This window comes from Streptococcus parasanguinis (genome assembly GCF_047463195.1).
In the GTDB taxonomy this organism is placed as follows: Bacteria; Bacillota; Bacilli; order Lactobacillales; family Streptococcaceae; genus Streptococcus; species Streptococcus parasanguinis_R.
This window is the reverse complement of record NZ_JASHEI010000005.1, coordinates 83687-95404: the sequence shown is the minus strand read 5'-3', so window position 1 is coordinate 95404 and position 11718 is coordinate 83687. Positions and strand designations below refer to the sequence as shown.

The 11718-nt window shown below is 44.5% G+C and carries 10 protein-coding genes and 1 pseudogene; 2 read left to right on the top strand and 9 right to left on the bottom strand.

The features are described 5' to 3' along the window. Position 1: 1 nt before the first annotated feature. The 7 genes and pseudogenes from QM870_RS05770 to rlmB form a co-directional block, all read right to left on the bottom strand. Positions 2-280 (bottom strand): DUF6110 family protein, encoded by a 279-nt coding sequence (locus QM870_RS05770; protein ID WP_002893755.1) that lies wholly within the window; start codon positions 278-280, stop codon positions 2-4. Positions 281-460: 180 nt separating this feature from the next. After that, positions 461-1051: pseudogene (locus QM870_RS05765) on the bottom strand (IS256 family transposase); the annotation flags it as partial. A gap of 123 nt (positions 1052-1174) precedes the next feature. Continuing rightward, complete coding sequence (gene rpsI / locus QM870_RS05760; protein WP_002893764.1) at positions 1175-1567, bottom strand: 30S ribosomal protein S9; 393 nt, start codon at positions 1565-1567, stop codon at positions 1175-1177. 18 nt (positions 1568-1585) lie between these two features. After that, positions 1586-2032, bottom strand: a complete 447-nt coding sequence (gene rplM / locus QM870_RS05755) for a 50S ribosomal protein L13 (protein WP_002876943.1) — start codon at positions 2030-2032, stop codon at positions 1586-1588. Between the two features lie 152 nt (positions 2033-2184). Continuing rightward, positions 2185-3048, bottom strand: a complete 864-nt coding sequence (locus QM870_RS05750) for a DegV family protein (protein ID WP_049491665.1) — start codon at positions 3046-3048, stop codon at positions 2185-2187. After that, positions 3048-3560 carry an NYN domain-containing protein gene (locus QM870_RS05745; protein ID WP_003004212.1) on the bottom strand — a complete coding sequence of 171 codons (513 nt, stop codon included), beginning with the start codon at positions 3558-3560 and terminating at the stop codon, positions 3048-3050. Before QM870_RS05745 ends, QM870_RS05750 begins: the two co-directional genes overlap by 1 nt. Before the next feature lie 18 nt (positions 3561-3578). Beyond that, positions 3579-4307 (bottom strand): 23S rRNA (guanosine(2251)-2'-O)-methyltransferase RlmB, encoded by a 729-nt coding sequence (gene rlmB / locus QM870_RS05740; RefSeq protein WP_003010074.1) that lies wholly within the window; start codon positions 4305-4307, stop codon positions 3579-3581. A 96-nt stretch (positions 4308-4403) separates the two neighbouring features. Here rlmB and QM870_RS05735 point away from each other — a divergent pair, with 96 nt between their 5' ends. After that, positions 4404-5366 (top strand): aromatic acid exporter family protein, encoded by a 963-nt coding sequence (locus QM870_RS05735; protein ID WP_049491663.1) that lies wholly within the window; start codon positions 4404-4406, stop codon positions 5364-5366. 114 nt (positions 5367-5480) lie between these two features. Continuing rightward, entirely contained in the window at positions 5481-8699 is a 3219-nt protein-coding gene (locus QM870_RS05730; RefSeq protein ID WP_414368982.1) for an LPXTG-anchored zinc carboxypeptidase, read from the top strand. A 59-nt stretch (positions 8700-8758) separates the two neighbouring features. On the opposite strand, the gene QM870_RS05725 is transcribed toward QM870_RS05730, so the two are convergent. Further along, on the bottom strand, positions 8759-10426 hold the full coding sequence (locus tag QM870_RS05725) for an alpha-glucosidase (RefSeq protein WP_414368981.1): 1668 nt from the start codon (positions 10424-10426) through the stop codon (positions 8759-8761). A gap of 66 nt (positions 10427-10492) precedes the next feature. After that, complete coding sequence (locus QM870_RS05720; protein WP_003010064.1) at positions 10493-11623, bottom strand: ABC transporter ATP-binding protein; 1131 nt, start codon at positions 11621-11623, stop codon at positions 10493-10495. Positions 11624-11718: the final 95 nt, after the last annotated feature.

Sequence of the window (11718 nt, the reverse complement as noted above, 5' to 3'; positions counted from 1 at the left end):
ATTATTCACCTGTCAGGCTATCTAATTGTTCTTCTTTCTTTTCCTGTTCGTATAAATATTTAGCGTCTTGTAAAACATCATCACCGTGTTGTTTTACAACAGAAACAGATGCATCCAGTCCATCTTTCAATTTGTAAGCTTTAGCCAAGGCCTTAGAATAGCCTTTCTTAGCTTCTTTACTTGCTAAGACTTTCAAGCCAAGCGTCCCAAATGCTACCCCTCCTAAGAAGAGAGATGATTTTTTCGCAACTTTTGCGACGTTTAATACTTCTTTTAACATGTTTATTTCCTCCTTGTAACTATTGTAGCGAAAAATGACAGCAAAAGCAATTGCTGATATCTGATATATAGATAAAATTCTCTATACTGATATTTAATTATATTATGATGAAAACAATATACTTTATTTTTTGATACTGTAAATAATTATGTGTAAACACTTAAGTAGAGTTACGGAGTGTTAATTAAATAAACTTTCAAGTGTATCAGAACATTGACCAAACCCTTTATGGATTCGTTGACTTTGCTTGAAATTATAATCTTCAAACAACGTAACTAAGTAACGTTCCAGAGCCTCCTCATTAGGAAAAAGAACCTTCTTTTTCGTTTGATGTTTGATTTCTTTGTTAAGAGACTCAATGAGGTTTGTCGAATACATGCTGTGCCAAATCTGGTAGGGAAACTGATAAAAAGTTAAAAGATTATCCGTCTTCTCCAGACTTTCCATGACTTTCCTATACTTTGGTTTCCATTCGGCGAGAAAGTCCTCTAAAGCTTGTCCTGCCATTTCTAAATTTTCAGCACGATAAATCATTATAAATTGCCCCAGAATAACCGCTCTATCTGCTCGTTTCACTTTACTAGCTAGATTTCGACTAATATGAATTAAGCAACATTGTTGTTTAGCTAATGGGTGAGCCTGACTGATAATCTGCTCAAGCCCCTTAAAGCCATCTGTAACTACAAGAGAAATCTGTTGGATTCCTTGGTTTTGAAGCTTGTCTAACAGGGTGGACCAAGAAGCATTGTTTTCTTGAGGCAACTGTGCATAGCATATCTCTATGCGACTAAAGTCGCTAGAGCTATCCTAATTGCGCACCGCCAGTTCTCATAGAAAAAAACACCTTGCAAGATGCAAAGTGTTTTCGTTTGTATTCTGCTGTCCAGTAACGAATTAACGTTTACTAAATTGTGATGCTTTACGGGCCTTTTTCAAGCCTGGTTTCTTACGTTCAACTTTACGTGAGTCACGTGTAAGAAGTCCTGCGCGTTTCAATGAATCGCGGAAGTCTGGGTCTACTTGAAGAAGGGCACGAGCGATACCGTGACGGATTGCTCCTGCTTGACCAGCGTATCCACCACCTACAACGTTAACGAAAACGTCGTATGAACCTGCAGTTGAAGTAACTGCGAATGGTTGGTTGATTACAAGACGAAGGTCAGCGTGTGGGATGTACTCTTCAACATCTTTTTTGTTAACAGTGATTTTACCAGTTCCTGGAACAAGGCGAACGCGTGCAACAGCGTTTTTACGACGTCCAGTACCTGCATATTGTGCTTGTGACATACTTTATTGTTCCTTTCCTTAGATAAGTCCTGAAATATCAAGAACTTCTGGTTGTTGTGCAGCGTGAGTGTGCTCAGCCCCAACGAATACTTTCAATTTCATACCTTGAGCGCGGCCAAGAGTATTGTGTGGAAGCATACCTTTAACTGATTTCTCGATCAAACGTACTGCATTTTTAGAACGAAGTTCACCAGCAGAGATTGATTTCAATCCACCTGGGTGGTTTGAGTGAGTGTAGTAGATCTTATCAGTTGCTTTTTTACCAGTCAATTTAACTTTTTCAGCATTGATAACGATTACGAAGTCACCTGTATCAGTGTGAGGTGTGAATGTTGGTTTGTTTTTTCCACGAAGCACGCTAGCAACAACTGCTGAAAGGCGTCCAAGAGGTACATCAGTTGCGTCAACAACGTACCATTTGCGTTCTACTTGGCCTGGTTTAGCCATGAATGTAGTTTTGTTCATGATTTCTCCTATATGAATGTCGTTTTTGTTTACAGGGCGGATGTTCCGGTCCGCGAGTTATTTGAAAGGTTCCGGGGCCTTACAAATGGGGTAAACAATACCGCCTACTATTGTATCAAAATTCTAAGATAAAAGTCAACCGATTTGGAAAATTATTTACGATTTTCTTTTCCAATGACAAATCCGATCAAGGAATTCGGGCCGACGTGGGCTGAAATAACCGGTCCAAGAGGCATCACGAGGACTTCATCGATGCCTTCAAGCGCAAGCATTTCTTGCTTCAGTGCTTCGGCTCCTTCTAGATCGTTGGTATAAGATACCAAGGCTGTGCTTTCACCGATATCGGCTTTGATCAGCTCCAGTAATTCTCGGACAGCTTTTTTGCGTCCGCGAACCTTGCTAATTGGGACCAATTCCCCTTCCGCATCAATCCAGAGAATGGGTTTGATGCTGGCCAAACTTCCCATGATCGCAGCACTTTTTGAGAGACGGCCTCCCCGCATAAGGTGATAGAGATCATCGACGAGGAAATAAGTCCGCAGTTTTGGCGCTAGATCCATGATCTCTTCTTTGGCTTCTGCTAATGAACGACCCGCATCACGCGCAGCTACTGCTCGCATGACCAGATAACCCTCTCCAATCCCAGCAGCCTTCGGATCGACAATCTCGATCACGGCTTCCGGGTAGTCTTCTAAAACCAGGTCTCGTGCCATGACTGCACTCTGATAGGTCCCAGATAAGACCGATGAAAAGGCCACATAAAGCAGATCTTTTCCTTCTTTGGCAAATTGTTTAAAGGTTTCCTGAAATTGGCCCACATTGACCTGACTGGTTGTCGGTTTGGCCCCATTTTTCATGGCTTCTAAAAGCTCAGGGCTGGTCAATTGAGCTTCGCCTACTGTCTGGTAAACCGTCCCATCTAACTCAATGGTCAAGCCAAGAATGGTCACCTGATGTTCCTTGGCCCAGTTTTGGTCTAAATCTGCGGTCGAATCGGTTAAAATAGCAAATGTCATTACTTGTCTCCCATCATTTCTTGTAATTGTCGCAATACTTCGTGATCGAGCGGTCGCATGGGTGGTTTTTGATCGTTAACCACTCGCTGCGCTTGATTGAGGTTTCCTTTGACGACTGCGACCCGTTTTTCTAACTCTCTGGCAGATACCCGAAGAGCTCCTTGAGCAAAGACGGTCCATTGCTCATTTAAGTCACTGGTCGCTACTGATACTTGGTGGAGGGGCGTGTTAAGCTCTGCCGCCAAGCGCTCGATATAGTCATCTGCCGTCTCATCCTCACCGGTAAAGACCACCTGAACATTGAACTCCTCATAGGTCTGCCGCACTCCTGGCATATACTGGGCATCAAAGACACAGATGACTTCGATCCCTTCAAAGCTAGCATAGTGGCTCAGTTTTTGCAGAAGGATATTGCGGGCTGCATCGAGCTCACTCTTTTGAAAGAGCTGGCGGGTCTCCTGCCAAAAGGCAATCATATTGTAGCCGTCAACCAATAAGATTTTTCGTTTCATATCATTGCCTTTCTAGAATTATAGTCGATTGCGAAAGACCTCATACATGAGGATGGCTGCTGCCACACTGGCATTGAGGCTTTGCACATGACCATTCATGGGAATGGTGATCATCTCATCGACTTGCTTTTTGATATTGGCTGAGATCCCTTTTCCTTCATTGCCAATGATCAAGGCCAATTTACCAGCCGTATTCCACTGGTGAGATGGCGTGCCGTTCATGTCGGTCCCAAAGATCCAGAAGCCCTCTTCCTTTAGCTTGTCTAGAGTTTGACTGAGATTGGTCACACGCGCAATGGGAATGTGTTCCACCGCTCCGGTAGAAGTTTTTGAAACCACTGGAGTTACCCCGACTGCACGGTGCTTAGGAATGATGACGCCTGAGACATTGGTCGCATCAGCTGTCCGTAAGATAGATCCAAGATTGTGCGGATCTGTCAAACCATCGAGAATCAATAAAAGTGGGTTCTCTTCTTGGGCTGTCTGTTTCAGAATCGCTGCCAAGTCTGTGTAAGCAAAGGCTGCCACACGAAGAACAAAGCCTTGGTGGACGGCTCCTTCCGTCATTTCCTGCAGGGTTTTCTTTGGCGTCCAAGAAATCGACACCTTCTTCTCAGCTGCTAAGGCCTTGATTTTGTCGACATTTTTTCCTCGGAGGTCTTCTTGAATATATAATTTATTGCCTGTATTGGCTTGTAAAGCCTCGGTGACTGCGTGGACACCGTATACGATATCGTTATTTTCCATAGAACTAGTATACCACAAGAAAGGAGGATGATGCCAATTCATGATATAATGAAATGAAATCTATCTTAATGAACGAACCAAACTAGAAAGGAAGCCATGCCTCTTTTTCAACGAACCATCAAGCTCACCTTGGCCACCTGTTTAGCAGCGGCCCTTGCTTATGCTCTGGGCTTGACCTATGCCATCTCAGCTGGCGTCATTGCCATCTTGAGTATCTCGGATACGCGTCGCAGCACCATCAAGCAGGCCTACCAGCGCTTTATGTCGACCTTGCTGGCCCTTGCTATCGGAAGTCTCGCCTTTTCCTTTTTTGGATTCAACCTTTGGGCACTGGGAGTCTTTATCGCTCTCTATGTTCCTTGCGCCTTTCTATTGGGTTGGCAGATCGGCATCACGCCAAGTACGGTGCTGGTCACCCATCTCTTGATTGAGCAGTCTACTTCCTGGGGGCTCTTGCTCAATGAACTTGCTCTCTTTTTAATTGGAACCAGCTTTGCCCTGCTGGCCAATCTCTATATGCCTTCGAATCAGGCTGCGATCGATCATTACCATGATGTGGTCGAAGACCAACTAAAGAAGATCCTTGATCGTTTTGCGGAATTTCTTGGTAAAGGGGATGGTCGCAATGATGCTCGCTTGATCAAGGAGTTGGATGGTATCCTAGAGGACGCTTTAAATCTAGTCTATCTGGACCATTCCAACCACCTCTTTCACCAAACCAACTACCATATTCACTACTTTGAAATGCGCAAGCGGCAAAACGATATTCTGCGAGATATGGCAGAAAACGTCAACCGTTGTCAGTTAGCGGCGAGTGAAAGCATAATCCTAGCACAACTATTTAAGAAGACAGCCCAACAGTTAAGTCAGGAAAATCCTGCCCAAGATCTTCTTGATGATATTAGTCAGTATTTAGCGATCTTTCGCGAACGCCCTCTTCCTAAGACCCGTGAAGAATTCGAAACACGCGCCACCTTGCTCCAACTCTTAAGAGACTTAGAAACTTTTATCCAGGTTAAGGTTGATTTTTACCAACAATTCCATGAGGAAACAGAATAGACAAAGAAGCCCTTGCAAGATGCAAAGGCTTTTTTATTCAGGCAGTTGTTGTAAACGCTTTCCTAAAATGGTATACTAGAACTGGAAAATAACTTTTTAAGGAGGGTCTTCTATATGAAGTCTTCGTATAAGAAACATTTGTACACTACAACACTCAGCCTCTCCGCTGCTGTCTTGCTTTCCGTTATCGGTCATGGCCAAGCTTCAGCCGATAGCGTAGAAGCGCCTCAAACGGAACCAAGCACGGTCCTTGAAGCGACACCTACTACTGAGCCACCTGTGACAGCTGATACTGCCAGTCCGGCTACAGCCACAGAAGTAACTCCTGCTAGTCCTGCAGAAACAGCAGCGACTTCTGATGGGACTTCTACTACAGAAGTTGCGCCAGCCGCTAGTCCAAGCACTAACCGTGCTACAACGACCGCTGACCAAGCGACTCGATTGGCGGATAGCACCATTTATCTCTCTGAAAAGAGTACGATTGATGACAAAGTCCAAGAAAAAGCTCAAGCTGCTGGCAAGATCAACTGGACCTTAGACAATAAGCCTCTCTCTGAGTGGAAAACTTGGGATATGGAGACAGGAACACTGAGCAAGGATCCATTCCTTACGATCACAGAGACCGCAAACGGCAATGATCTGGATCTCCACATTGACGTGCAGGATCTCTTTGGTGAAGATCTCAGTCTTCGTAGCCCAAATAATATTCGCCGGACTTATCGCAATTACATCGGCAACCATGAGCTAGTCGGAACCAATGCAGACTTAGGGATCACCATCAATAAGACCCTTGTTTTTCGACCTTACCAAGACTACCATACACATGAAGAGATGCTAGCTGCTATCGAAAAATCCAAGGAAGAAGCGAAACCCGATCGTTTGGTGCAGCTGGAAACCCTTGGTAAGAGTGCCCAAGGCCGGGATATGAAGATGGGGATCGTGAGCAAGGACCAAGCTAGCATTGATCACTACCTTTCTAGTACCAACCCTACAGCCTTGACCAAGCCAAGCGAAATGCTGGCAGCTCTGAAGGACAAGACCTTGGATTACAAATTACCTGTCTTAGTCCACAACACCCACGCGGATGAACAACCAGGCATTGATATCATCACAGGCCTCTTCAATACTTTTGCGACCAAGGAAAAGGTGACCTTTAACACCACCGATGAAGCTGGAAATGCTAAAACAGTCACGCTAGATATTCCAACCTTGCTCAATAAATTCATCTTCTTATTTGACTTCACGGAAAACCCAGATGGGGATGCTCTCAACCTGCGGGCCCTAGCAAACGGGCTCGATCCAAACCGGGATGCCAGCTACCAAACCAACCCTGAAGTTCGCACGGTTATCCAAATGATCAACAAATGGAATCCAATCGCTCTCTACGACTTACACGGTTTTGTCAAAGAATTCTTGATCGAACCTGCAACTCCACCACATGATCCGAACTTCGAATACGATCTTCTGTCAGATCTGATGCTAGAAAATGCCCATCATATGGGACGGGCAGGAGTTGCCAATTCTAAATACGATAGTTACATCATTCCAAAACTGGATTGGGGCGATGGCTGGGATGACTCCTTCTCTGGCTATACAGGAGTTTATGCTGTCTACCATGGTATCTTAGGCCATACTATCGAAATTCCGGAAGGAAATGAAGAATCCTACAAAGCAGGTCGCAATGCTGTCCTAGGAGGGATTGACTTCCTCAACCAAGATCCGGACCGTCTCCTTGAGATGCGTCTCAACTTCTACCTGCGCGGTCTCAATAAAACCGAAGATCCAAAAGCCGAAAATGAACTGGTCGGCCCAAATGGAGAAATCGTTGGACGTGTGAAAAATGGTCGTCCGAAATTCTTCCCAGACTACTACGTCATCCCAATGAGCCTCGACAAAGACAACGATGCCCAAGAAGCCTTCAATATGATCGACTACTTCAAACGCAATGGTGTCCTCGTCAAGGAACTCAAAGAAGATATTGGCAACTATAAAAAAGGGGACTTAGTCATTGACATGGCCCAAGCCAAACGTGGCTATGCTAACCACATTCTCTACAAGGGTTCCAACGAATCTGCCTGGGCTGCTATGTACGCAGAGTTGCTGGTAAACTTCCCAGATATGAGAGGGTTCAAGTCCGAACCTGTCTTTGCGGATGGTCTTTTCAACGGAAAATTAGGAGAAGTCACCACCACCCGCGCCACTCGTACCTCTGAGATCGATCCAAAAGCTCCTTACTATGTAATCGCAAATACCTCAGCCAGTGCCGTTAAAGCTATCAACCAGGCCATTTCCCAAGGAAAATCTGTCTACCTAACAGATGATGGCTACATCGTTGACCGCGATACCTTTGCTTCGCTCCTGCCAAACTATGCCATCTATGGTGATGCCCTCTACAAGGTGCCAAGCGGGCCAACCTTGAAACCGATGAAGGTCTACTCTCCAAACTACCACTATAATTGGGCTGGAGTCGATGCGCCTGCTCATACCAGTCTGGTCCTTGAAAAATTAGGCTTCCAAATTGTCAATACTCCAGAAGAAGCGGATGTTGTTATTTTGGAAAGCAATCGTTTTGATGCTTCCATCTTTGGCAAGAAACCGACCCTTGTCATCGGTGGGGAAGCCATGCAGAAACTGGAAAAATTGGGAGTTCTTGCAGGCTTTGATGCTGAAAAACTAAAAGGTGGCAGTGACTACGAGGGCTTGATGAAGGCCATCATCGATGACCAAGATCCACTGACCAGCGGTTACAAGAAGAATACCCTCTTCTACTCCAACTCAGGAAACTGGATTGAAAAGGTTCCAGAACATTTCAAGACCTTGATGAGCATCGCTCCGAGCGATTATTATATTGCAGGTTGGTGGCCACATAATGATGTTCTGGCTAACAAAGTCATGGCCATCTCTGGAGAACTGATGGGACAACCACTCTTTGTCTATGCAGGAAATCCAACCAACCGTCAACACCCTGTCCACTTCTTCCGCTGGGTAACCAATGCGATCTTTGGCAGCAAGTTAGCAAGCTTGATGGATTACGTTCCAGCTAAAGAACCAGATCAAGTGGTGGTACCAATTCATAACCAAACAACCAATCCACAGCCAATCTTGGCCAAGAAGGACACTCCTAAAGTGCTCCTTCCACAAAAAGAAATGACAACTAAAGAAGAAAGCGTGCAAGCCTTGACTTACCAAGTAGGACAAAGCTTCCAAGAAAGTCCAGCCAAGGCACAATTGCCACAAACTGGAGAAGACACAACGGCGCACTTCATTCTTTCAGGCTTCTTGCTAGCCGTTAGCGGAGGCTTCCTCCTCTTGAAAAAGAAAGAAGTTGAGTAAGTTCCAGATTTAGACCTGGATGACATGAAAAGAACCTTCGCAGATGCGAAGGTTCTTTTCTATTCTGCCAATTCCAACACAACCGTTTGGTAAGGGACTAATTCGAGCACTTGGTCTCCTTCTTGGAATAATCCTGCTGTATTATTTAAAACGACTGTTTTAATCGGAGCTGGCAACTCCAAGGTAGCCTGGCGATTTTGGAAATTGCTGACAACCAAGAGACGCTTGTCCCCACGGCGTTCAAAGGCGATGATGTTTTCACGGTCCCGATACGCTGGGATCATATCTCCGAATCGGATGGTATTTCCATAAAGGGGATGGCGATACAAGGCCGTCAACTGGCGATAGTAATTCAAGATGGAATTTGGATCCTTTTCTTGATCTTTCACATTGATGGCAACATTTGGTTTGGGACTGATCAACCAAGCTGGTCCATCACTAAAGCCCAGACCTGGCTCTGCTGACCATTGCATGGGTGTTCGCGCATTGTCCCGGCTGTATTTGGCAATCGCGGCCAAGGCTTCTTCCTCGGTCAAACCAGCTTCTTTCGCCACATGGTAGCCATTGATGGTCGCGATATCATCAAAGTCCTCCACCGATTCAAAGACTTGGTTTTCCATCCCAATTTCTTGGCCTTGATAGATAAAAGGAATTCCCTTGCGCAAAATCTGTATGGTTCCTAAGGCCTTTTTACTGGTATCGTTTACTGGACCTTCCGCAATATAATGGGACACTCCACGAGGTTCGTCGTGGTTTTCAATGATGGTCGATAGAACCCCAATGCAATCCGCGCGCTCATGCGCTTGGAAAATACTTTCCTTGAGTTCATCCGCTGTTGGAAGAGCATGGTCGAACCAGCCTTTTCCTTCTTGCCCCAGCATGGTTTGTTTGAAGTCAAAGATGGAAGAGAAGACACCATCTTTTCCAATAAAGAAGTGCAACTCTTCGTCAGTTTCATTGAAAACTTCCCCTACTGTGAAGGCGTTGTACTTGGCAAAAGTCCGCTCCTTTAACTCTTGCAAGAAAGGTTCAATCGATTGGGCATTCACTAGAGACTCCAGTACTGGGACCAAGCCATTTTCGCGATCAGACGGAAGCGAACGCCATTCTAGATCTTTTTTGATATTGATAATAGCATCGATCCTAAAGCCCGCAATTCCCTTGTCCAACCACCAGTTGATCATCTTGTAAATTTCTTCGCGCAAGACAGGATTTTGCCAATTAAGGTCTGGCTGATCCTTGTGATAAGAATGGAGATAGTATTTGTTGGTGCCAGGAACTGGTTCCCAGACACTGCCTCCAAAGTAACTTTCCCAGTTGTTGGGTTCCTTGTCACTTTCGATGAAATAAAAGTAATCTGCATAAGGGCCATCTGGATCTGATAGAGCTTTTTGGAACCACTCGTGATGACTGGAGCAGTGGTTAACCACCAAGTCCATAATGATAGAAATGCCCCGCTTCTTACCTTCAGCAATTAGCTCCTCCATATCTTCCATAGTTCCAAAAATAGGATCAATGGCATAGTAGTCTGAAATATCATAGCCCTGGTCAATAAACGGACTCTTGTAAATAGGCGATAACCAGAGAATGTCAATTCCTAAGTTTTGAAGGTAATCGAGTTTCTTCGTGATTCCTTTCAAATCCCCAACGCCATCACCATTGCTATCTTTAAAGCTTTTTGGGTAGATCTGATAAGCGACCTTCCCCTTCCACCAGTCTTTTTCCATGTTTTGTCTCCTTAAAATGAAAGAGACTGAGACATATCGTATCAGTCTCTACAGTGTCAGTAGGTATTAGTATACTGTTTTTTCAGTTTCTTTGTCGAAGAAGTGAGCTTTGTTCAAGTCAAATCCAAGTTCGATGGTTTCACCAGTTCCAAGGTAGTCACGTGCATCTACTTTAGCGATGAATTCGTTGTCACCAACTTGGCAGTACAAGTGAGATTCTGAACCAAGCAACTCAGATACAGAGATGGTTGCTTTCACGACTGATTCTGGGAATGTTTCAAGGAAAGCAGCTTCTGTATTCACGTCTTCTGGACGGATACCAAAGATCAATTCTTTACCATCATAGCCTTTTTCTTTCAAGACTTTCAAAGCACCTTCTGGAACTTTCAAGTTCAATCCATTGGCAACGATGTGTCCACCTTCCAATTTCACGTTAATGAAGTTCATGGCAGGGCTTCCGATGAATCCAGCTACGAATTTATTCACAGGGTTCTTATACACTTCTTGCGGAGTACCGATTTGTTCTACACGTCCGATAGTACCTGTACCAGCTGGGTTTTTAGTAGCAGACATGATAACGATACGGTCAGCCAATGTCATCGCTTCTGTTTGGTCGTGAGTTACGTAGATCGTTGTAGCTCCGATACGACGGTGGATTTTCGCAATTTCAGCACGCATGGATACACGAAGTTTCGCATCCAAGTTTGACAAAGGTTCGTCCATCAAGAATACTTTTGCATCACGGACAATAGCACGTCCCATGGCTACACGTTGACGTTGACCACCAGAAAGGTCAGCTGGTTTACGATCCAAGAATTCTTTCAAGCCAAGGATTTCAGCTGCTTCTTGTACACGTTTGTCGATATCTTCCTTGCTGTATTTACGCAATTTCAAACCAAATGCCATGTTATCGTACACAGTCATGTGTGGGTAAAGAGCGTAGTTTTGGAATACCATGGCGATATCACGGTCTTTAGGTGCCACGTTGTTTACAACAGTACCATCGATTGAACATTCACCTTCTGTGATATCTTCAAGACCAGCGATCATACGAAGAGTCGTTGATTTACCACATCCTGAAGGACCTACGAAAACGATAAATTCTTTGTCTTTGATGTCCAAGTTGAAGTCTTCAACTGAGTAATGTTCGCTATTTGGATATTTTTTATAAATGTGACTAAGATTCAATTCTACCATGATGGTACTCCTTTGATTTTTATAGTTCTATTGTAAATGAAAACGTTTTACAAATCTATGGCAAGTCTCACAAAAAAGAAAAAGAGTTTTGTGCA